19 protein-coding genes are annotated in these 21,134 nt (G+C 68.6%); 4 read left to right on the top strand and 15 right to left on the bottom strand.

Translation table 11 applies throughout. The annotated features are described in order from the left end of the window. Window positions 1-11 precede the first annotated feature (11 nt). From cydC to JD292_RS03580, 4 genes are all read right to left on the bottom strand, one after another. On the bottom strand, window positions 12-1,745 hold the full coding sequence (cydC, locus tag JD292_RS03595) for a thiol reductant ABC exporter subunit CydC (RefSeq protein WP_233613263.1): 1,734 nt from the start codon (window positions 1,743-1,745) through the stop codon (window positions 12-14). Beyond that, on the bottom strand, window positions 1,742-3,436 hold the full coding sequence (gene cydD, locus JD292_RS03590) for a thiol reductant ABC exporter subunit CydD (protein ID WP_200131348.1): 1,695 nt from the start codon (window positions 3,434-3,436) through the stop codon (window positions 1,742-1,744). The genes cydC and cydD overlap by 4 nt, the downstream gene beginning before the upstream one ends. Before the next feature lie 178 nt (window positions 3,437-3,614). After that, complete coding sequence (cydB, locus tag JD292_RS03585) at window positions 3,615-4,643, bottom strand: cytochrome d ubiquinol oxidase subunit II (protein ID WP_200131347.1); 1,029 nt, start codon at window positions 4,641-4,643, stop codon at window positions 3,615-3,617. An 11-nt stretch (window positions 4,644-4,654) separates the two neighbouring features. Then, complete coding sequence (locus JD292_RS03580) at window positions 4,655-6,097, bottom strand: cytochrome ubiquinol oxidase subunit I (protein ID WP_200131346.1); 1,443 nt, start codon at window positions 6,095-6,097, stop codon at window positions 4,655-4,657. Between the two features lie 302 nt (window positions 6,098-6,399). Between JD292_RS03580 and JD292_RS03575 the strand changes: the two genes are divergently transcribed. The 3 genes from JD292_RS03575 to JD292_RS03565 are packed head-to-tail and all read left to right on the top strand — an operon-like array spanning window position 6,400 to window position 9,335. Beyond that, the gene (locus tag JD292_RS03575) at window positions 6,400-7,209 is read left to right on the top strand and encodes a DedA family protein (RefSeq protein ID WP_200131345.1); all 810 of its coding nucleotides are present in this window, start codon (window positions 6,400-6,402) and stop codon (window positions 7,207-7,209) included. Between the two features lie 9 nt (window positions 7,210-7,218). Further along, window positions 7,219-8,268, top strand: a complete 1,050-nt coding sequence (locus JD292_RS03570) for an App1 family protein phosphatidate phosphatase (protein WP_369411127.1) — start codon at window positions 7,219-7,221, stop codon at window positions 8,266-8,268. Continuing rightward, window positions 8,265-9,335, top strand: coding sequence for an FUSC family protein (locus JD292_RS03565; RefSeq protein ID WP_200131344.1), 1,071 nt, complete (start codon window positions 8,265-8,267; stop codon window positions 9,333-9,335). Before JD292_RS03570 ends, JD292_RS03565 begins: the two co-directional genes overlap by 4 nt. Window positions 9,336-9,399: 64 nt before the next feature. Here the strand turns inward: JD292_RS03565 and JD292_RS03560 are convergent, their stop codons facing one another. The 11 genes from JD292_RS03560 to ftsY all read right to left on the bottom strand — a co-directional run bounded on the left by JD292_RS03560 (window position 9,400) and on the right by ftsY (window position 19,535). After that, the gene (locus tag JD292_RS03560; RefSeq protein ID WP_200131343.1) at window positions 9,400-9,957 is read right to left on the bottom strand and encodes a YceI family protein; all 558 of its coding nucleotides are present in this window, start codon (window positions 9,955-9,957) and stop codon (window positions 9,400-9,402) included. Between the two features lie 230 nt (window positions 9,958-10,187). Beyond that, complete coding sequence (locus JD292_RS03555) at window positions 10,188-10,871, bottom strand: type 1 glutamine amidotransferase (RefSeq protein WP_233613451.1); 684 nt, start codon at window positions 10,869-10,871, stop codon at window positions 10,188-10,190. A 47-nt stretch (window positions 10,872-10,918) separates the two neighbouring features. Then, the gene (locus JD292_RS03550) at window positions 10,919-12,247 is read right to left on the bottom strand and encodes a Mur ligase family protein (RefSeq protein ID WP_200131341.1); all 1,329 of its coding nucleotides are present in this window, start codon (window positions 12,245-12,247) and stop codon (window positions 10,919-10,921) included. A 21-nt stretch (window positions 12,248-12,268) separates the two neighbouring features. Then, the gene (gene trmD / locus JD292_RS03545; RefSeq protein WP_200131340.1) at window positions 12,269-12,997 is read right to left on the bottom strand and encodes a tRNA (guanosine(37)-N1)-methyltransferase TrmD; all 729 of its coding nucleotides are present in this window, start codon (window positions 12,995-12,997) and stop codon (window positions 12,269-12,271) included. Continuing rightward, on the bottom strand, window positions 12,997-13,644 hold the full coding sequence (rimM, locus tag JD292_RS03540) for a ribosome maturation factor RimM (protein ID WP_200131339.1): 648 nt from the start codon (window positions 13,642-13,644) through the stop codon (window positions 12,997-12,999). The genes trmD and rimM overlap by 1 nt, the downstream gene beginning before the upstream one ends. Further along, window positions 13,644-13,910, bottom strand: coding sequence for an RNA-binding protein (locus JD292_RS03535; protein ID WP_200131338.1), 267 nt, complete (start codon window positions 13,908-13,910; stop codon window positions 13,644-13,646). The genes rimM and JD292_RS03535 overlap by 1 nt, the downstream gene beginning before the upstream one ends. 5 nt (window positions 13,911-13,915) lie before the next feature. Next, window positions 13,916-14,350 (bottom strand): 30S ribosomal protein S16, encoded by a 435-nt coding sequence (gene rpsP / locus JD292_RS03530; protein WP_200131337.1) that lies wholly within the window; start codon window positions 14,348-14,350, stop codon window positions 13,916-13,918. A 163-nt stretch (window positions 14,351-14,513) separates the two neighbouring features. Next, window positions 14,514-15,836 (bottom strand): alpha/beta fold hydrolase, encoded by a 1,323-nt coding sequence (locus tag JD292_RS03525; protein WP_200131336.1) that lies wholly within the window; start codon window positions 15,834-15,836, stop codon window positions 14,514-14,516. Between the two features lie 57 nt (window positions 15,837-15,893). After that, a complete protein-coding gene (gene ffh, locus JD292_RS03520; RefSeq protein WP_200131335.1) occupies window positions 15,894-17,462 on the bottom strand; it encodes a signal recognition particle protein in 1,569 nt (522 codons plus the stop codon). Window positions 17,463-17,567: 105 nt separating this feature from the next. Continuing rightward, window positions 17,568-18,419 carry a 3-hydroxyacyl-CoA dehydrogenase gene (locus JD292_RS03515; protein ID WP_200131334.1) on the bottom strand — a complete coding sequence of 284 codons (852 nt, stop codon included), beginning with the start codon at window positions 18,417-18,419 and terminating at the stop codon, window positions 17,568-17,570. Window positions 18,420-18,659: 240 nt separating this feature from the next. Next, window positions 18,660-19,535: a signal recognition particle-docking protein FtsY gene (gene ftsY, locus JD292_RS03510; RefSeq protein ID WP_200131333.1), complete on the bottom strand. Its 876-nt coding sequence runs from the start codon at window positions 19,533-19,535 to the stop codon at window positions 18,660-18,662. 137 nt (window positions 19,536-19,672) lie between these two features. On the opposite strand from ftsY, the gene JD292_RS03505 reads away from it, so the two are divergent. Next, window positions 19,673-21,130, top strand: coding sequence for a branched-chain amino acid ABC transporter permease (locus JD292_RS03505; RefSeq protein ID WP_369411125.1), 1,458 nt, complete (start codon window positions 19,673-19,675; stop codon window positions 21,128-21,130). Window positions 21,131-21,134 lie beyond the last annotated feature (4 nt).

Below are 21,134 nucleotides of genomic sequence, written 5' to 3'. Positions count from 1 at the left end.
CAGAGTCCCGCTCAGGCCCGGCGCGCCTGCGCTTCGAGCCTGAGCGTCGCTGCCGGGATCCCCTCGGGAAGTTCCGTGTGGGTGATCAAAATCACCGCCCGATCGGCCGGGACGGCCGAGAGCAGGTCGAGGAGCAGCCGATCGGCCACTTCGCGATCCACACCTGCCGTGGGCTCGTCGAGCACCACCACGGGGAAGTCGGCGAGGATCGCGCGGGCGAGACCGATGCGCTGCGCCTGTCCCCCGGACACGAGTGCACCGTGCTCGCCGACGGGCGCGTCCAACCCGCCACGCTCCCGTGCCCACTCGGCGAGGCCGACGCGATCCAGCACGGCGACCAGTTCCTCGTCGCTCGCGCGCTCGCGCGCGAACTTGAGGTTCTGCCTGAGGTCGGCGTCGAACAGGTGGGGCGTCTGTTCGCACAGCCCCACGACCGCACGAACCTGATCCCCACGGAGGTCACGCGCTTCAACGCCCCGGACGCGGTAGGAACCGCGGTACTCGAGGAACCGGACGAGCGCAAGCGCGAGCGTGCTCTTTCCGGCGCCGCTCTCCCCCGTCACGACGAGCGTCTCGCCCGGCGCGAGCGTGAAGTCGAGCCCCGAGATCGCATCGTGTTCGGCTCCGGGATACCGTGCCGCGAGCCGTTCGACCGCGACAAGCGGAGCCGTCTCCTCGAATACGGGCGCCTGATCAGCCAAATCGCCGTCCTGCCCCGCCGCGGGCTCACCCGCGGAAACCGGCGCAGGGATCTCCGCGGGGAGCGGCGTCTCGGTCAGGGCAGCGACACGATCCGCGCTCGCGCGCACGGCGCGGCGGGCGACGAGCGCCGCCGGCACCTGCGCGAAAACCTCGAACACCGCCGCGGGAACCACGACGGCCGCGGCGAACAGCGGCCCGGAGAGCGTGCCCCCGAGCGCTGGCGCGAGGAACAGCAGCGTCGCGAGCGTCGCGAGGCCCGAACCGAGCGTGAGGAGGGCGGCGGTGAGCCCCGCGGTCTTGGCCCGCCGCAGCTGAACCTCGACGAGGTGACGCTCGGCGGCCGCGATCCGTTCACGCTGCCGGGCCTGCGCCCCGAACGCGACGAGCACCTCGGCCGCGGAGAAGCGTTCCAGGATCGCGTCGACGAGCGCGGCACGCGCGGCGCTCAGCGCGCGGTCCGACTCGCCGGACTGGCGCGCCGCGAGACGCGCCGCCAGGAACCCGCTCACCGCGAGGAACACCGTCAGGATGAGGGCGGCGAGCGGGGAGATCAGCGCGACGACGATCACGCTCAGACCGGTGACGATGCCGCTCACCCAGAGCGGCTGGCGCACGCGGAGCGGCTCGTCCTGGAGCTGATCGACGTCGTCGACGAACGCCGCGAGCACTTCCCCTCTTCGGTGCGATTCGATCGCCCCGGGAATCCGAGGGATGAGCGACCGGAACGTTTCGGCGCGGAGCGTGGCGAGCTGGGCGAGCGCGGCGTCGTGGCTCGAAATGCGTTCGGCGTAGCGGAATGCCGCGCGCCCGATGGCGAGGGCGCGCACGCCGACAATGGCGAAGGTGAGGTGGAGGATCGGAGGCTGCTCCCCCGCGCGGACGATCAGCCACATGCTCAGCCCGAGCAGGCCGACCACGCACGCGTCCGCGAGGATCCCGAGGAGCGCACCGGGAAGGGCACGCTTGCGGCGCGGAAGCGCCCGCCGGAGCACGGCGTCTCGCATGGGCTCCGTGACCAGGGATTCCGTGGTGTTTGCACTCATCCGTTCGCTCCGATCCGGACGACGCGGTCCGCTGCTTCGAGCACGGCATCCCGGTGACTCACGACGAGCACGGGGCGGCCAGCGGTCGCCTCTGCCCGCATGGCCGCGCAGATGACGGCCTCGCTGTCGGCGTCGAGCGCTGAGGTGGGCTCGTCGAGTACGAGCGCGGAGCCCTCGTGCGTCCATGCGCGATAGAGCGCGCGGGCGACCGCGATGCGCTGCGCCTGTCCGCCCGATACCCCGGAACCCGCAGCTCCGAGCACGAGATCGGGGTCGAAGCCCGGCAGCCCGGCAGCTTCGAGCGCGCGGCGCACGCGCGCCGGGTCGGGGCTCCCGGACCCGAGCGCCACGTTCTCCGCGATCGTGCCCTGGAGGAGGCCGGGACGCTGGCCCGCCCACGCGATGCCAGCGGGAGCGCTGAGGCTGCCAGCCGCCGGGGCGAGGAACCCGAGCAGAGCGGCGATGATGCTGGACTTGCCCGCGCCCGAGGGGCCGGCGAGCGCGACGACCTCACCGGGCGCGACCGTGAGCGAGACCGGACCGACGACCTCGCGGCCGCCGCGGTCGATGCGGACATCCGCGACGCTGAGGCCGCCCGCCGTCGCGGAATCGGGAGCTGCCGGATCGGCCGCGAGGCCGTTCTCGGCCCGCCCGCCCGTGGACACCGGAGCGCCGCCCGCGGGCGACCCCTCCCCGTTCTCGATGATGTCGAACACCTCGCCGGACGCCGCGAGTCCCTCGGTCGAGGCGTGGAATGCAGCGCCGACCTGGCGAATCGGGATGAACACCTCCGGCAGCAGCAGCAGCACGAACAGCCCGAGACTGAGCGGGAACTCCCCCGCAACGAGGCGCGTTCCGACGGTCACCGCGACGAGCGCGATCGAGAACGTGCCCGCGAGGTCGAGCACGAAGCCCGAGAGGAACGTGACCCGCAGCACCTTCATCGTGCGCGAGCGGTACTCGTCCGTCTCCCCCTCGATTCGCGCGGTCTGCCGGTCCTCGCGTCGGAAGATCCGCAGCGTCGCGAGGCCAGAGACCGCGTCGAGGAACGTGGCCGAGAGCCGCTGCAGCTGTGCCCACTGCCGATCCTGCACCGCCTGCGTCGCAAGCCCGATCAGGATCATGAAGACGGGGATGATCGGGAAGACGATCAGCACGGTGATGCCGCTGACCGGGTCGGCGATGAGCACGGCGACGACGAGCACCGGCGTCGCGATGACGGCGAGCAGGAGCTGCGGCACGTACCCCGAAAAATAGCCGTCGAGCGCGTCGAGCCCGCGCCCGAGCGCGGTGGTGAGCTCGGAATCGGAGCGCGAGCCGTCTCGAAGCGGAGACCGCGTGTCGAGCGCGTCGAGCGCGGCGGCCCGCAGCTCCGACTTCACCCGAACCGCGCCGCGCGCGGCGACCACGTCCATCCCCCAGCCGGCCACGGCGCGAACGACGAGCGCCGCGAGCGCTCCTCCCACGAGGAACGGCACCTGATCCGGGCCGTACGCGCCCTCGGCGACGCGGCCGGCGCCCCCGCCCTCGCCGCCGAGCACCGGGAGCACGAGCGTCGCGAGGGCATTCGCGAGGAACCAGCTCCAGGCCAGAATGGCGAGCGTCCGGACGAGACCGAGCAGGGCCCCGAAGCCAAACACCCCGCGCGCCGCCCGCGCATAGCGAAGCAGTCTCGGATCGAAGGGTTTCACAGCGCTCCCGAAGTTCAATCGCCGCGTTCAACGGCGCTTCCGGCAGTCTACGTGCGACTGCCGACACGGACGTGATGGGGCGCGGAGCGAGCGGGAAGGGCCCCCGGCGCCAGTGCGCCCGGGGCCCTTCCGAAACGACGATCGCACGATCGCCGACTCCGCGCGAGCGGATTTCCGACTAGTGCGCCTCAGCCGGGATGGCGTCCCGGGAGAGCCGCTTGCGGAAGATCCAGTACGTCCACGCCTGGTAGGCGAGCACGAGCGGCATCACGATGAGCGCGACCCAGGTCATGAGCTCCAGGGTCTTCTGCGAGCTCGCAGCACCCTCGATCGACATGGAGTACGCCGGGTCGATGCTCGAGTGCATCAGGTTCGGGTACAGCGCCATGAAGATCGCGAGCAGCGCGAACACGATCGCGGCAGCGTTCGCGGTGAACGCCCAGCCCTCGCGGCCGGCGAAGTTCGCGAGCCAGCCGCCGATCAGGGCGACCGCAGCGATGGCCGAGCAGGCGATGATCGCCCACAGGGTCTCGCTCTGGAGGTGCTGCAGGATCGTCCAGATCAGGAAGGCGGCCCCGGCGACGATCGCCGCGATCCCCACCTTCGAGGCGAGCTTCCGCGCGTTCTCACGCATCTCACCCATGGTCTTGAGCGAGATGAACACGAGGCCGTGCGTGAACACGATCAGGGTGACCGTGATTCCGCCGAGCAGGCCGTACGGGTTCAGCAGCGTGAGGAGCGTGCCCTCGAAGAGCCAGCCGCCGCCGTCCATCGGACGGATCGGGAGCCCCTGGGCGAGGTTCGCGAACGCGACGCCCCACAGGAGCGGCGGGAGCAGCGAGCCCCAGAAGATGAACTGGTCGTACCAGCGCGTCCACTTCTCGCCCTTGCCCTGGTGGCGGTACTCGAAGGAGACACCGCGCAGGATGAGCGCGACGAGGATGAGCAGCAGTGCGAGGTAGAAGCCCGAGAACATCGTGGCGTACCACTCGGGGAACGCCGCGAAGAGCGACGCGCCCGCGACGATGAGCCAGGTCTCGTTGAGATCCCAGACCGGGCCGATCGTGTTGATCAGGAGCCGACGGTCGGTGTTGTCCTTCCCGAGGAACGGGAGCGACATGCCCACGCCGAAGTCGAAGCCGTCGAGCACGAAGTACCCGATCAGCAGGACACCGACGATGAAGAACCAGAGTGTGGTGAGTTCCATTGCCGTATCTCCTAGTAGACCGTTGCGAGCTTGTCGTGATCCGGTTCACCGGACTCTTCGTCGTGCGTGATCTCGGCCGGACCCTCGATCGCGGCCTTCTTGATGAGCTTGAACTCCACGACCGCGAGTGCGCCATAGACGAGCGTGAACACCGCGAGCGAAACCGCGACTGCCCAGCCCGGCACTCCGGGCGACACTCCCTGTTCGGTGGTCATCACCCCGAACACGATCCACGGCTGGCGGCCCATCTCGGTGAAGACCCAGCCGACGAGCGACGCGAGCATCGGGATCGGGGCGGTCCAGATCGCGACCTTCCACACCCACTTCGGCAGTTCCTTGTCCTTGCGGGTGATCCACAGGCCGACAGCGGAGACGAGCGCGGCGAAGGCGCCGAGGCCGATCATCCAGCGGAATGACCAGTAGGTGACCCAGATGATGGGCGCGAACTGGCCGTCCGTCGGGCAGGTGAGCATCGCGTCGGCGCCGCAGTACTGCGCCGTGTACTCGGCCTGCAGGTCACGGATGCCCTCGACCGTGCCGTCGAAGGTGCCGTTCGAGAGGAACGACAGGATGTAGGGCACGCGAACCGAGAAGATCTCGTGCGCGCCGTCCGGCGTGCCGAGGCTGAAGATCGAGAACGACGCGTCCTTGCCGCTCGCCGTGTTGTAGAGCGCCTCAGCTGCGGCCATCTTCATGGGCTGCGTCTGCGTCATCACCATGCCGAGGGAGTGGCCAGTGAGGCCGACGCCCAGGAAGCCGAGGATGTTCGTCCACGCGCCGAAGCGGAGCGCGGTGCGCATCTCGTCGACGAACTGACGGCGCTTCAGGTGGTACGCGGCAACCGCGACGATCACGGTGCCGGCGAACATGATCGCCGCGAAGATCGTGTGCGGGAACTGCGTGAGCGCGACCGGGTTGAGGAGCACCGCGACGATGTCGGTGAGCTCGGCGCGACCCTTCTCCGGGTTGAGTTCGTAGCCGACCGGGTTCTGCATGAACGCGTTCGCCGCAAGGATGAAGTAGGCGGAGAGCACGGTACCGATCCAGGTGAACCAGATGGTGAGCAGGTGAATCTTCTTGGGGAGCTTGTCCCAGCCGAAGATCCAGAGGCCGATGAATGTCGCCTCGAAGAAGAAGGCGATGAGGCCCTCCATCGCGAGGGGGGCGCCGAAGATGTCCCCGACGAAGCGGGAGTAGTTCGACCAGTTCATACCGAACTGGAACTCCTGCACGATGCCGGTGACGACTCCCATCGCGAAGTTGATGAGGAAGATCTTGCCGAAGAGCCGGGTGAGGCGCAGGTACTTCGTCTTCCCGGTTCGCACCCACACGGTCTGCAGAATCGCCACGAGCAGGCTCAGACCGATGGTGAGTGGGACGAAGATGAAGTGGTACAGCGTCGTCAACCCGAATTGCCACCTGGCAAGGCTGAGTGGATCGAAGAACTCGTTCATGTATCGCTCCAGAACGAAAGGAGCCGCGCCCCGCTAAGGGCTGCACTCCCTTAGTGAGGTCCGCCACGGAATATCATTTCCGCCGGAGCTACCGATCGGCGACCGGCTAGGTCAATTCTAGTGACTCTGGGAGTTCCCTGCGAGTTTGCCTCGACGTCGAACTACATTTGTCTCGGAACAAAGAGAAGTTCAGTCCGGATACCTCCTGGTCACGGGGCATTTCCCCAGATCCCCTGGACAGAGAGAATTTTCACGCGCCAGTCACGGGAATCGGCGTGGTGGCCTCCAATACACTCGGACCGATGACCGACCTGCTGCAGCACCTCATCGAGATCGTGCGCGATCTCGACCCCGTGTTGCGCACGATCATCGCCGGGATCGGGATCATGCTCGAGACCTCGATCTTCATCGGCCTCGTCGTCCCCGGAGACACCGTCGCACTCGTCGCCGCCGTCGGCGTCACCGGACCCGGGGAGTTCGTCGCCCTCGTCGCCGCGCTCATCATCGGGGCCCTCATCGGCGAGAGTGTCGGGTTCCTCCTCGGCAGGTGGTTCGGCCCTCGCCTGCGGGCGAGCCGGCTCGGCCGCAGACTCGGCGAGGAGAAGTGGCGCGTCGCCGAGCACTATCTCGGCGAGCGCGGCGGCGTCGCCGTGTTCCTCTCCCGCTTCCTGCCGGTGTTCCACTCACTCATTCCGCTCACCGCGGGAATGGCTGGCATGCGCTATCGCCGCTTTATCTCCTGGACCGCCCCGGCGAGCTGCATCTGGGCAATCGTCGTCGTGTCGCTCGGATCGGGAACCGCGATGGGACTCGACCAGCTCGCCGGCAGGGTCAAGGGCGCCGGCTTCATCGTCATCGGCGTGGTCGTGGCCGTGGTCGTCACGCTGTGGCTGCTGAAGCGCCTCCTCCTCAAGCGGGAGCAGCGCCACCTCAGCGTGAGGCCTGAGGTCGAGGCGGCTCCCGAGGAGGCCGCGGCGGCGCCCGCCCCCGCCACGGACGCCGCTGCGATCCACGGGCAGGATCACTCGGCGGGAGCGGATCCGGCGGCGACCGACCCGAACTCCGGCGGCACTCCGACCGGCCCCTCGGATTCGCGGGCGGCAACGCCCTAGACTGGACGGGTGACTTCTCCGCGCCGCCCCGAGAACCGCCCCTCCCTGGCGTCGCGCCTCGAGGATTGGGTGCACCTCCGACGCTCACGTCGCGCCATCAAGCGGGGCAAGCGCCCAGCGGTGATCCCCTACATCGGCTACGGCTCGACCGAGTGGGTGCGGGTCCTCGGCCGCGTCCTCTATCTGCGCCCGCAGACCCGCGAGCACACGCGCTTCCGCCCGGACGTCGCAGCGGTGTCCCGGGTTCGCGGGTGGCGGACCTTCACGAGCCTCTCCGTCCCCCACCAGAAGGTCCGGGTGCTCATCGACGGAACCTTCGTCGCCGAGGTCACCGCGGACCGCGGCGGCGTCGTGGACGCGATCGTCCCCGTCTCGCTGACCCCCGGCTGGCACACCATCACGATGCAGACCGCCGACAGCGAGGCCGTCGACGCACCGGTCAACATCGTCGACCCGAAGGCGGAATTCGGCATCATCTCGGATGTCGACGACACGATCCTGATCACGGCGCTCCCCCGCCCCGCCGTTGCCGCGTGGAACAGCTTCGTCCTCGACGAGCACGCCCGCTCGGCGACCCCGGGCATGGCGGTCATGCTGGATCACCTGGTCGCCGAGCATCCCGGCTCGCCGGTGCTGTACCTCTCCACGGGCGCCTGGAACGCTGCGCCCGCGCTGAGCCGCTTCCTCGCCCGCAATCTGTACCCGATGGGTCCGCTGCTGCTCACCGACTGGGGCCCGACGCACGATCGCTGGTTCCGGAGCGGCAGGGAGCACAAGCGCCGGGAACTCAAGCGCCTCGCAAGCGAGTTCCCGTCGGTGAAGTGGGTCCTGATCGGCGACGATGGTCAGCACGACGAGTCCCTGTACCACGAGTTCTCGACGGCGCACCCGGAGAACGTGGCCGCCGTCGCGATCCGTCAGCTCTCCGTCGGCGAGGCCGTCCTGCAGGGCGGACGGTCGAAGGCGCGCCTGAACCGGCGCACGAGCGGCGTCCCGTGGATCTACGGCCCCGACGGCGCGACCCTGCGCGAGGAACTGCGCAAACTGGGACTTCTGTGACCGAACCCACGCCGACCACGCGCCCGTGGAAGCGATTCGAACGGGATCTCACCGGGCGGTTCACGGTGCAGGTGCGGCCCTCCTGGCTGCAGCTGGCGAAGGCGGCCGCTGCAGCGATCCTGACGTGGTTCGTGTGCGGGGCGATCTTCTCGGAGCAGCTCCCGATCTTCGGCGCGATCGCCGCGCTGCTCGTGATGCAGGACAACATCGATCTGTCGCTCACGCGCGGGATCGAGCGCGTCGTCGGGGTGCTTCTCGGCGTATCGGTCGCGATGGGTGCCGCCGCCCTGTTCGGCCCGCAGTCGTGGCTCTTCATCCTCGCGATCATCGTGGCGATGGCCGTTGGCTGGCTGCTCCGCATGACCCCGTCCTCGGCGAACCAGGTCGCGATCAGCGCGCTCCTCGTGATTGCGCTCGGCGGATCATCGCTGAGCTACGGAGTCGAACGCCTGATCGAGACCGCGATCGGTGCGACGATCGGCGTGCTCATCAACATGTTCGTCGTGGCTCCCGTCCGCACCTCCTCGGTGCGGGTCGCGATCACGGAGCTCGCGACGCACTCGGCCCAGGTGCTCAACCGGATCGCCGACGCCCTCGCCGAACCCCGCGATGCCGCCTGGCTCGCCACGATGCTCGCGGAGGCCCGCTCCCTGCAGGAGGAGCGCTCGCGCACGCACCGGCTCATCCGGACCGCCCGGGAGAGCCTGCGCTTCAACCCGCGCAGCAGAAGATACCGCCAGGATCTCGCGGCCGACGACGAACTCTTCCAGCGCCTGCAGCCGATCGTGACCCAGGTCATCGGGATGGCGCGCGCCCTGAGCGACAACTACGACCCCGATATCGTTCGGGATCCCTCGGTCGTCGGGATGGTCGAGGAGATGCGGCGCGCGGCGCGAGACCTCGAACGACTGGTGACGCCGGTGTCCGAGCCCGAGGCGCAGGAGCCTCCAGCGCTCACCACGCCGTTCACGATCACGCAGCCCAATCCCGATCACTGGGTGCTGATCGGCTCGCTCATGGAGGATCTCCGCCGCGTACGGGGACGGATCACGGGCGAACTCGAATAGACGCGAACGGGCGGGAGGCATCTCGTGATGCTTCCCGCCCGTTCAGGCCTGATCCGGCGGAGGTTTAGGCCTCCAGCGCCGCCTGCACGTCGAGCGTGATGGTGACGTCGGAACCGAGGAGGAGGCCGCCCTTCTCGAGGGGAGCGTTCCAGGTCAGACCGAAGTCCTCGCGCTTCACGACGGTGCTCGCGGTGAAACCGGCCTTGTAGTTGCCGTAGGCGTCCTCGCCGAAGCCGCCGAACTCGAACGTGAAGGTGACGGGCTTGGCAACGCCGCGCATGGTGAGGGTGCCGTCAACCAGGAAGTTGCCGTTCTCCTCGCGGGCGCCGGTGGAGACGAAGGTGAGCTCGGGGAACTCTTCAGCTGCGAAGAAGTCGCCCGTGCGCAGGTGCGCGTCGCGGTTCGGCTCGTTGGTGGTGACGGAGGCCACCTCTGCGCTCGCCTTCACCGACGAATCGAGCGGGTTCTCCGCCGTCACAAAGGTCGCGTCGAACTTTTCGAACTTTCCCTTGACCTTGCTGATCGCGAGGTGACGGACCGAGAAGCCCACCTCAGTGTGCGCGGGGTCAATGGTCCAGGTGCCTGCACGGTAGCCGGGGATCTGCTCAGCGGTGATGGTCATGCGATGCCTTTCGTCGGTGATGTCGCGTTCAGAATAGGACAACTATTACATGCAAACGAATATTCCCGAGTTTTTGAAAAAACTTTTCGGCGCGCCGGAAAGGCCCGGGACCGGGTACGCAGGGCATCTGAACCCGGCAGTCAGGAATCCGGTGCGCTCGGCGCGGCGCGGCACGCCGAAGGGTCCGCGGAGACGGCGAATCCCCCGCCCGCGTTCACGCAGCTGAGTGTCTAGCGCGGGCGGCGTTTTGCGCTCTCGCGCGCGCGGCGCACGGTCTCGCCGCCGTCTTCCTGGGCGGCGGGCGCAAAGGAGCCGTACCGACGACGAGCCGCCTCACCGATGAGAAAATCGCTGATCGCAGGGTTCTTCGGCAGAAGGGAGCCGTGCAGGTAGCTTCCGATGACGTTGCCGGTGCGCGCGCCCTCGAGACCGTCATCCGGGTTGTTCCCAGCGCCCTGACGCACCGTTCCGAGCGGCTCGGATCCGGGGCCGAGACGCGTGTTGCCGCTGTGGTTCTCGTACCCCACGATCTCCCCGAACTCCGCCGAGTCGAGCACGATGTTGCCGATCATCCGCTCGGTTCCCCCGCGCGTCTCCACATCCAGCACACCGATCCCTGCGAGTTCGTCGCCCGTGTGCGTCACGAAGCGGTGACCGAACAGCTGGTACAGCCCGCAGATCATGAGCATCGGCGTGCCGTCCGAGGCGAGCGCCCGCATCTCGCTCGCGCGAGCCTGCAGATCCCTGGCGACCCGGCCCTGCCCGGAGTCCTGGCCGCCGCCGCCGATGACGATATCGACCCGATCGGGCAGCGGATCACCGGGGTTGACCTCGACCACGACCGGAGCGTATCCGTGAGCGCGGGCCCGGCGCGACAGGGCGAGCACGTTCCCGCGATCGCCGTAGATGTTCATGTCGCGCGGATAGAGCGAGACGATGACGAGTTCGCGGTCGTGAGCGGTCACCAGATGTCCTCCACGTCGGTGAGTTCGGCGAGCGCGCGACGCAACTCGAGCATCGCCGTGTAGGTGCAGAAGATGCGGCGCGGCGTGTTCGGCGTGCGGTCACGGAAGCCGGCGAGGGCGCGAGCGAGATCCTCCTCGACGTGCGCGACGGCGACGTCGTCGTGCTCGAGCCGCAAGGCCATGTCCCAGGCGCGCGTGCCGCTCACCGTGTCGACCCCGTCCTCGGCGAGCGAGCCGAAGTCCACGTCCCAGAGCCACGACATGTCGCGACCGTCGGCGTACTGGTCGTTGATCGCGATCATTGTCGAGACCCCGCCGGAAGCGAACGAAGCGAGCCCCAGACGGAACCCCGCGGGGTTCTTCACGAGGACGAGCTCAAGCGGCTGGCCGTCGAGCTCGAGCTGCTCACCCCGCCCGAACGCGGGTCGCACCGTCGACAGCGCCGTGACGAGCGCGGCTGTCGAGGGCTCCGGGGCGCGCTCGGCGTGCTTTCCGGGCAGCGGTCCCGCCGCAAAGATCATTCGAACCGTCGCGAGCGCCGCCGCGGCGTTGAACGTGTTGTAGAGCCCCTCGAGCCTGAGCCCCGTCGCGTGGTCGACGTCATCGACGCGGAAGACCGCGGTGTGATCGCCCAGCCCCGTCAGCGTGACATCCGCCGGGCCGCGATCCTCCGCCGTCGCCGAAGCGCCCGCGTGGAAGTCGTCGTCGCTCGGGAATGTCGCGAGCAGATCGTCGGAAAGGCCGAACGAGAGCACGCGAGGCTGGCCGCCGCCGGCGCGCTCAGCGGTCCGTTCGCCGATCGCGCGGACGAGCCGGTCCTCGCGGTTGACGACGACGCCCTCGGTCGTCGCGTCAGCGATGCGCTGGAGAAAGCCTGCGGTCGTGTCGATCTCGCCGAATCGATCGAGCTGGTCGCGAAGCACGTTGAGGAGCAGCGTGAAGCGCGGCGGCACCCGGTCGATGAAGTACATCGCGTGCGCCTCGTCGAGCTCGAGCACCGCAATATCGGCGTCCAGCTTCCCGGTCGCCGAGCACTCCTGGATGGCTGCGGCCACGACGCCGCGCGAGAAATTCGATCCCGTGCGATTTGTGAAGACCCGGAGGCCCTCGGCCTCGAGCATCTCGACGACCATCTTCGTGGTGGTCGTCTTCCCGTTCGTGCCGCTCACCGCGACGACGCCATAGGGCAGGCGGCCCAGCACCCGGGCGAGGAACCCGGGATCGACCTTTTCGACCACCAGCCCGGGGAGCGCGGAGCCGCCCCCGCGCAGGCGCGCGGCGGCGCGGACCGTCTTGCCGATGGTCGCGGAGATCAGATCACGCATGCGCTCAAGCCTAGCGGCGGGTCAATCGGCGGCGTGACGCCCACGCGGTTCTCCGCGCAGTTCACGAGGCAGCAATTCGGGTCGCATCTCGCGCGTGCGCTCGATGCTGCGTTCACGGCGCCACGCTGCGATCGCGGCGTGATTCCCGCTCAGCAGCACCGGGGGAACCTCGCGGCCGCGCCACGAGGCGGGCTTCGTGTAGCTCGGATACTCGAGCAGGCCGTCCTCCTCGTGCGACTCCTCAACGAGGCTCTCCGGGTTGCCGACGACGCCGGGAAGCAGTCGCCCGATCGCCTCGATCATCGCGATGGTCGCCACCTCTCCCCCGTTCAGCACGTAATCTCCGAGACTGACGAGCCGGACGCGGCCCCGCTCGGCGTACTCCTCGAACACCCGCTGATCGATGCCCTCGTAGCGGCCGCAGCCGAACACGAGGTGCTCCTCGGTCGCGAGTTCGCGCGCCATGCGCTGATCGAAGACCTGGCCGGCCGGCGAGGGGAAGATGATGAGGGGCGCCTCGGATCCGTCGATGATCGCGTCGAGGGCCTCACCCCAGGGTTCGGGCTTCATCACCATGCCGGCGCCACCGCCCGCCGGGGTGTCGTCGACCGTGCGATGACGATCGTGCGCGTGATCGCGCAGATCGTGAACCGCGATGTCGAGCAGCCCCTTCTGCTTCGCCTTGCCGAGCAGGGAGAGCTCGAGCGCGTCGAAATAGCCGGGGAAGATCGAGACGATATCGATCCGCATCAGGCGGGATCCTCGGGGGAATCCGCGGGATCCTGCGCGGCGTCGCCGCCCGGCGCCGGACGGGCGACGACCGCCTCGGACTCGTCGAAGAGCCCGGCTGGCGGGGTCACCGTGACGACGCCGGCCTCGAGGTCGACGCTCGGCACGATCTGCTCAACGAACGGGACGAGCACCGGGCCCGACGGGGTGTTCACGGTGAGCAGGTCCTGCGCCGGGAAGTGCTGCACTTCGGCGACCGTGCCGACGACGGTGCCGTCCCGGACGACATCGAGTCCCACGAGCTGGTGGTCGTACCAGGCGTTTTCTTCCTCGCCCGCTTCGACAGCGCTCTCGTCGATCCACAGAATCGCGCGCACGATGCTCTCAGCGGCGGTGCGGTCGGGAAGCTCCTCGAAGAAGCCGACCGGAGACTCGTTGAACCAGCGGAGCTCGCGCATCGTGATCGTGCGGCCGAACCACTCGGAGTCCTCGGGCACCTGCAGGTGGAATACCGCGCCGGGGACGAAACGCAGCTCGGGATTGTCGGTGAAGAGCTCGAGCTTGATGCCGCCCTTGAGGCCGTGAGGCTTCGTCAGGCGGCCGACACGCAAACTCCCCGCCCCGCTTGCGGGACGGGGAGCTCGAGTCCGCTCACGGGAGTCCGCCATCAGGCGCCCTCTCCGGAACGCTCGTCGGTGTCCACGACGTCGACGCGCACGCGCTCGCCCTCGGCGAGTGCCGAGACGACGGTGCGCAGCGAGGACGCCGTACGCCCGCCGCGGCCGATCACGCGGCCGAGATCACTCGGATGCACGCGCACCTCGAGGATCTCGCCACGGCTCGAGCCCTTGGCATCGACGCGGACCTCGTCCGGGCGATCGACGATCCCCCGGACGAGGTGCTCAAGCGCGTCGGAGAGCTGGTGCTCAGACAAGGTCTTTAGGCCTCGGTCGTCTCGGCAGCGGCCTCTTCAGCCGGCGCCTCGGTCTCAGCGGCTTCCTCGGCGGGCGCCTCTGCCGGCTTCTCGGCCTTGGGACGGAGAACGGTCTTCTTCGAGGCGTCGGCCTCGAACGCGGCCTTGGCCTCGGGGGCCTTCACCTGCGACTCGGTCGAGCCCTCACCGGTGAACTTGCCCCAGTCGCCCGTGAGCTTCAGGATCGCGGCGACCTGCTCGGTCGGCTGGGCGCCGACGGAGAGCCAGTACTGCGCGCGGTCCGAATCGACCTCGATGAAGGAGGGGTTCTCGGTGGGGTGGTACTTGCCGATCTCCTCGATGACGCGACCGTCGCGCTTGGTGCGCGAGTCGGCGACGACGATGCGGTAGTAGGGCGCGCGGATCTTGCCGAGGCGCTTGAGGCGAATCTTGACGGCCATGGAGGACTCCTTGGTGTGAATTGGTGTGACGCCGCTCCGCACACGGCACGATGAGGCCGGGACGAGGGAGCGGAAGCCTGACGCGCGGGTCGCGCGGACCCTTCAATTCTGACAGATGAAAGCCCTTCAAGCAAACTTCGTTGCGATCAGGGGTTTTATCGACTTATCGTGACGAATCGGTCCCGTTTTCCAGCGCGATCCGGAGTTCCAGAGCCCGAAAAAGGCGCTCAGCGACGTCGCCCTGGTGGATCCCGTCGTGCTCGTATTCATTCGTCACCCAGGCGTGCAATCCGCCCACGCGGGACTCCGTGTCGAGCGAGAGTTGCGCGTCGACGTACAGGTCATCGAAATAGACGGCAGCCTCCACCGGGACGGTGTTCGCCGCGAGCCGCTCCGTGTCGTAGAGGTCCAGCGGCCGCGCGCCAGCGTGCAGGGCGTGCACACCGGCCGCGTACGGTCGCAGCGCCGTGATCTCGTCCACCATCCAAGGGAAGGCCATCTCGCCGGTGAACCGCAGCGGACGCGCGTCCTCGGCGAAGTCCGGGTTGCGCTCGAGCACCCGCTGGGCCGCCCACTCGCTGGGTCCCGGCCCGTAGATCGCCTCCTGCAGCGCGATGTACAGGGGCGCGTCCGCGTGGGAGGTCGCGTGCTCCATGAACACGAGGAAGGCGTCGCTGAGCCGGGTCTCCTCGGCGTCTGCGAAGGCCTCATCCAGGATCCAGTGCACCCGGTCGAAACCGACCGCCATCCCGAAATCGAAGCCGAGGCTCTGGAAACGGCGCACGGTGAGGCGATCGCCGCCCGGAAGCCGAATGTCCTCGGCCGCGAGCAGATCGGCAATGCGGTCCACCCGGGCCTGCAGGTGCGGGAAGCGGGCGAAGAACTCCTCGTTCTTGCGCCTCGCCCTCGGGAACGTGCGCTCGTAGACGGTCTCCGGATCCGGATCGATACTGGGCAGCCCGCCGGTCACCGCGGAGGCCACGATCGCCTCGGGGGCGAGCGAGAGATAGTTGAGGGTGATGAAGCCCCCGTAGCTCTGGCCGATCGTCCACCACGGACGGCCGCCGAAGTGCACGCGGCGCAGCTCCTCGAAGTCTCGCACGATCGAATCGGAGCGGTAGAGGGCGAGGCGATCGGCCGCTTCCTCGCCCGAGAGCGGCGCGAACTCCGCGGCCGAGACGGGGGTGGAGCGCCCGGTCCCGCGCTGGTCGGGATACACGACGCGGAAGCGCTTCAGCGCCGCGTCGAGGAACGGCGTCCGCCCCAGCGGCCTGGCGCCCTTTCCACCGGGTCCGCCCTGCAGGTAGACGATCGCCGGCAGCTCCTCGAGCGTCGCATCGCGCTTCGCGGGATCGATGAACTCCCGTGCGAAAACCCTGATCCGCTCCCCCTCGGGGTGCGACCAGTCGCGCGGCACCTCCGTCCAGAGATCCCGTGCGAGCATGTCCTGCCCGACCTGGTACCAGTCTCCGACCGTGTGGGACATGCTTCCTCGCTTCTCCTGGGTGCTCCTGTTGCGACGTGCGTGGGTGTGACGAAGGCCCTAGCGGAGTCCGCCCTTGCCGAGCATCTGCTGCAGCTTCGCGAGCTCCTCCTCGCTCGGTGCCTGCGCGCCGCCGGCTCCCAGGCCGAAGCCCGAACCCGAGGGCTGGGCCGCCGCCTTCGCCGCGACCCCCGCGTCCTGCTGCGCTCGCTTCGCGGGATTGCCCGAGCGCTTCGCGCCCTTGCCCTTGGTCTGAACCTTCTTCTTCCCGCCGTGGCCGCCCATTCCGGGCATCGGCCCCATTCCGGGGATCTGCGGAACGCCGCCGCGGGCGACGGTCTTCATCATCTTCGAAGCCTGCTCGAAGCGCTGCACGAGCTGGTTCACGTCGGTGACGGTCATCCCGGAGCCGCGGGCGATGCGGAGGCGGCGCGAGCCGTTCAGGATCTTCGGGTTGGTGCGCTCGTCCTTGGTCATCGACTGGATGATCGCCTCGGTGCGGAGGATCTCGCGCTCGTCGAAGTTGTCGAGCTGGTCCTTCATCTTCCCCATGCCGGGGAGCATGCCCATCATCTTCTTGATGGATCCCGCGCCGCGGAGCTGCTGCATCTGGCCGAGGAAGTCGTCCAGCGTGAACTGGTCCTTCTGGATCTTCTCCGCGACCTTGCGGGCTTCCTCCTCGTCGAACGCGCTCTGGGCCTGCTCGATCAGGGTCAGGATGTCGCCGAGGTCGAGGATGCGGCTCGCCATGCGATCGGGGTGGAAGGGCTCGAAGTCGCCGAGCCCCTCGCCGGTCGACGCGAAGAGGATCGGCCGGCCGGTCACGCTCCGGATCGAGAGCGCGGCGCCGCCGCGCGCATCGCCGTCGAGCTTCGTCAGGACGACGCCCGTGAAGTCGACGCCCTCCTGGAAGGCCTGAGCGGTGGCGACGGCGTCCTGGCCGATCATGGCGTCGATGACGAAGAGCACCTCGTCGGGGTTGACCGCCTTGCGAATGTTCGCGGCCTGCTGCATGAGCTCCTGGTCGACGCCCAGCCGTCCGGCGGTATCGACGATGACGAAGTCGTAGTGCTTCGCCTTGGCCTCGGCGACGCCGTCGCGCGCGACCCGCACGGGGTCGCCGACGCCGTTGCCCGGTTCCGGGGCGAAAATCGCGACGCCGGCCTGCTCGGCGACGACGCCGAGCTGCGTGACCGCGTTGGGGCGCTGCAGGTCGCTCGCCACGAGGAGGGGCGTGTGGCCCTGGTCCTTGAGCCACTTCGCGAGCTTGCCGGCGAGCGTGGTCTTACCGGCGCCCTGGAGGCCGGCGAGCATGATGATCGTCGGCGGGTTCTTCGCGAACTGGAGTCGCCGCTGCTCCCCTCCGAGGATCGCGACGAGTTCTTCGTTGACGATCTGGACGACCTGCTGCGCCGGGTTCAGCGCCTGGTTCACCTCGTCGCCGAGCGCCCGTTCCCGGACCTTCCCGGTGAACTCCTTGACGACGTCGAGCGCGACGTCGGCCTCGAGCAGGGCGCGCCGGATCTCGCGGACCGTGCTGTCCACGTCCGAGGCGGACAGCTTGCCCTTCGAGCGCAGATTCTTGAAGGTGTCCGTCAGCCGCGCGGACAGATTTCCGAAAGTAGCCATGATGCCCCCGATTCTACCGTGACGACGCAGCCCTTTCGGGGCACCCGGGCCGGAACTCGCCCACGCGGATCGCGTCGGTCGGCTTCCGGCCCGGGCTTGGCGGGTCTAGGACTCGTAGTCGTAGAAGCCGCGACCGGCGCCCTTGCCGAGCTTGCCCTGATCGATGTACTCGGTCTTCACGAGTTCCGCGAACGCACGCATCTCGGGATCGGCGCTGTCCTTGTTGAGCTGGTAGGGGGTCATCATGCCGACGATGTCGTAGATCTCGAAGGGTCCGGCGGGCGCCCCCGTCGCGATCTTCCACGTGCGGTCGATGTCAGCCGGCGATGCGACGCCGCGGACCAGGAGCTTCGCGGCCGCGCCGAGGAACGGGACGAGCAGGGAGTTGAGCACGTATCCCGGCTGCTCCCTGTGAATTCGGATCGGCACCATCCCGATTTCCTCGGCGAACTGGGCCACCGCCTCGAACGCCTCGGGCGAGGTGCCCTCGTGCCCCATCACTTCGCCCGTGTTCTTCGCCCACACCTCGTTTGCGAAGTGCAGGGCGAGGAACTTCTCGGGGCGGCCGCTGAAGGGGGCGATGTCGCTGGGCAGCAGCGTCGAGGAGTTCGTGGCGAAGATCGTCCGCTCCGGAGCCAGCTCGCCGACGCGCTCCCAGGTCTGCTGCTTGATGTCCAGTCGCTCGGGGACGGCCTCGATGACGAGATCTGCGTCCGCGAGGGCGTCGGCGAGATCGGCGGTGGGCCGGATCCGGGCGACCGCAGCGTCGAGCTTCTCGGGGGTCGCATCGGGCAGGTCGCGCAGGTACAGCGGCTTCAGGTATTCCCAGCGAGCCGGCAGCTTCTCGAGCGCCTCCTCGCTCACGTCGTAGGCGACGACATCCTTTCCGGAATACGCGGCCTGGAAGATGATCTGGGAGCCGAGAACGCCGGTTCCGAGGACGGTGAGATTCTGCATGTTCGAGCCCTTCTCGAGAGATTCCGCCTGATGGGCGGCCGAGCCGATGCGATCGCGCGGTTCGGGATCGCCGGTACTCCCCGGTCTACTCCCCCGGTTCGGTCTCCGCACGGGAATTTCGCCCGGGGCTGAAGTTGCACACTCGGCCCCGAAGTTCCGCGCGCAGGCGTCGACTTCACCGCCGAATTCTGCGGGCGGATCAGGACCTGAGGCCCGCTGCCCCGCGTGTGATGCTGGCCGTTAGCCGACGAGCTGCTGGGCGAAGACGTGCGGGGTGAAGCCCGTGAGGTCGGAGATGCCCTCGCCCTGGCCGACGAGCTTGATCGGCAGCCCGGTCGTCTGCTGCACCGCGAGCACGAAGCCGCCCTTTGCCGACCCGTCGAGCTTCGTCAGGACGAGCCCGGTCACGCCGGCGTGCTCGATGAAGGCCTCCGCCTGCGCGAGGCCGTTCTGCCCCGTCGTCGCGTCGAGCACGAGCAGGACCTCGGATACCGGAGCGAGCTTCTCGACGACCCGGCGCACCTTGCCGAGCTCGTCCATCAGGCCACCCTTCGTCTGCAGGCGGCCCGCCGTGTCGATAATCACGATTTCGTAACCTTCATCGATCGCGCGCTGCACCGTCTGGAACGCGACCGAGGCCGGATCCTGGCCCTGCTGCTGGGGCTTCACGATGTCCACTCCCGCGCGCTCGGCCCAGGTGGCCAGCTGCTCGACGGCTGCCGCGCGGAACGTGTCGGCCGCTCCCACGAGGATCTTCTTGTCGAAGGCCCTGAGATAGTTGGCAAATTTCCCGATCGTCGTGGTTTTTCCGACGCCGTTGACGCCCACGACGAGGATGACCGCCGGCCGCTCCGACAGACGGAGCGTGGGATCGTAGGCCGCGAGCCGCTCCTCGATCGCGTCGCGCAGCATGCGACGCATCTCCTTCACCTCGGTGACCCGGTGGCGCTCGACCTCGGCGCGGATCTCTTCCAGAATCGATTCCGCGACGTCCGGACCGAAATCGGCGGTGATCAGCGCCGTCTCAAGATCGTCCCACGTCTCGTCCGTGATGAGTTCCGGCCCGCTGAAGATACTGCGGAACGCTTTCGAGAAGGACCAGGATCGTTCAGCCATGCCCCGATCCTATCGCCGAGCCGCGCCCGGCCCGGCTCCTGGCGCGGCGGACACCATCCATTCCGATACGATCTACCTGATAATCCCCACTTTCAGCGTCGATGGGAGCTCGGCGCGCACGTGACCACGGAGGCACCGTGACCCGAACCCATTCCCCGACGATGAGCGTCGGCCGCCCGAGGAGACTCGTCGGCCTGGCCCTCCTCATCGCCGCGCTCGCGATGACGCTCGCGAGCGTCCTCATCCCCGGCACCGCCCGCGCAGCGGCCGATTGCGCCCCCAGCGCAACGACCGCGTGCATCCAGGGCATCATCAAGACGAGCGCCGGTGATCCCGCAGCCGGCGTCGGCCTGGACCTGAGCGGCGCGAGCGCCGACCAGCAGACGAAGACGGACGACACCGGGCGCTGGTCCTTCTCGGTCGACACGGGCGGCGACTACACCGTCACGGTCGACAAGGCGACGCTCCCCGCAGGCCAGTTCCTGAAGAGCGCCGACAAGCGCGAGGTCTCCGTGGAGCTCTACAACAGCGCGAGCGCCCTGTTCCCGCTGACCGACACCGAGTCGGGCGCGGCCGCGGGCGGCGAGAGCACCGGCGGCACCGAAACCGGAGCGACGCCCGGCGCCGAGACGGGCGGCCAGCAGCCGGCCCAGACGAACCAGCAGGCCACGGGCGGCGGCGAAGCGGCCACCACCTCGGCGGACGGCGCCGGCTTCTCCTGGCCGCGCTTCTGGCAGCAGTTCGCCTCGGGCATCCGGATGGGCCTCCTCCTCTCCCTCGCTGCCCTCGGCCTGTCGCTCGTCTTCGGCACCACGGGCCTCAGCAACTTCGCCCAGGGCGAGATGCTGTCGCTCGGCGGAATCTTCGCCTTCGCGATCATGCAGCTCACGCACAACATCTGGCTCACCGGCCTCGCCGTGGTCGTCATCATGGCGGCCGTCGGCTGGTTCCAGGACGCCGTGCTGTGGAAGCCGCTCCGCAAGAAGCGGCTCAGCCTCATGCAGATGATGATCGTGTCGATCGGCCTGTCGATCGCGCTGCAGAACCTCATCCAGTTCTTCGTGGGCGCCCAGGTGCTCCGGATCGACAACAGCACGCCGAAGACGATCACGATCCTGGGCGTCACGCTCACGGTGCAGTCGTACGTCGCGATGGGGATCGCCCTCCTCGCGGTGATCGGCGTCGGCCTCGCGCTGAAGTACACCAGGTTCGGGCGCGCCACGCGTGCCGTCTCCGACAACCCTGCACTCGCCGAGGCCTCAGGAATCGACGTTGACCGGGTCATTCGACTCGTGTGGACCGCTGGCACCGCGCTCGCCGGCCTCTCGGGCGTGCTGCTCGGGCTCGTGCTCAACGGGGTGGCCTGGAACACCGGCTGGTCGTTCCTGCTGCTCCTGTTCGCGGCGGTCGTGCTCGGCGGCATCGGCACCGCGTTCGGCGCGTTCATCGGCGCCATGATCATCGGCCTCATCGTCGAGATGGCGAACATCTGGCTCCCTGGCGATCTCAAGCATGCCGCGGCGCTCTTCATTCTCATCATCGTCCTGCTCGTTCGTCCGCAGGGCATCTTCGGCCGCCGCGAGCGGATCGGTTAAGGGG

Origin of the sequence: Leucobacter edaphi (genome assembly GCF_016522535.1) — a bacterium.
Classification (GTDB): domain Bacteria; phylum Actinomycetota; class Actinomycetes; order Actinomycetales; family Microbacteriaceae; genus Leucobacter; species Leucobacter edaphi.
This window is presented reverse-complemented; position numbering and strand designations above follow the sequence as displayed.

Bases quoted from the DNA above. Each gene is read 5' to 3' on its own strand.
- cydC (WP_233613263.1), bottom strand. From the start codon at position 1,745: ATGAGTGCAAACACCACGGAATCCCTGGTCACGGAGCCCATGCGAGAC.
- cydB (WP_200131347.1), bottom strand. From the start codon at position 4,643: ATGGAACTCACCACACTCTGGTTCTTCATCGTCGGTGTCCTGCTGATC.
- JD292_RS03580 (WP_200131346.1), bottom strand. From the start codon at position 6,097: ATGAACGAGTTCTTCGATCCACTCAGCCTTGCCAGGTGGCAATTCGGG.
- JD292_RS03575 (WP_200131345.1), top strand. From the start codon at position 6,400: ATGACCGACCTGCTGCAGCACCTCATCGAGATCGTGCGCGATCTCGAC.
- JD292_RS03560 (WP_200131343.1), bottom strand. From the start codon at position 9,957: ATGACCATCACCGCTGAGCAGATCCCCGGCTACCGTGCAGGCACCTGG.
- JD292_RS03555 (WP_233613451.1), bottom strand. From the start codon at position 10,871: ATGAACATCTACGGCGATCGCGGGAACGTGCTCGCCCTGTCGCGCCGG.
- JD292_RS03550 (WP_200131341.1), bottom strand. From the start codon at position 12,247: ATGCGTGATCTGATCTCCGCGACCATCGGCAAGACGGTCCGCGCCGCC.
- trmD (WP_200131340.1), bottom strand. From the start codon at position 12,997: ATGCGGATCGATATCGTCTCGATCTTCCCCGGCTATTTCGACGCGCTC.
- rimM (WP_200131339.1), bottom strand. From the start codon at position 13,644: ATGGCGGACTCCCGTGAGCGGACTCGAGCTCCCCGTCCCGCAAGCGGG.
- rpsP (WP_200131337.1), bottom strand. From the start codon at position 14,350: ATGGCCGTCAAGATTCGCCTCAAGCGCCTCGGCAAGATCCGCGCGCCC.
- JD292_RS03525 (WP_200131336.1), bottom strand. From the start codon at position 15,836: ATGTCCCACACGGTCGGAGACTGGTACCAGGTCGGGCAGGACATGCTC.
- ffh (WP_200131335.1), bottom strand. From the start codon at position 17,462: ATGGCTACTTTCGGAAATCTGTCCGCGCGGCTGACGGACACCTTCAAG.
- JD292_RS03515 (WP_200131334.1), bottom strand. From the start codon at position 18,419: ATGCAGAATCTCACCGTCCTCGGAACCGGCGTTCTCGGCTCCCAGATC.
- ftsY (WP_200131333.1), bottom strand. From the start codon at position 19,535: ATGGCTGAACGATCCTGGTCCTTCTCGAAAGCGTTCCGCAGTATCTTC.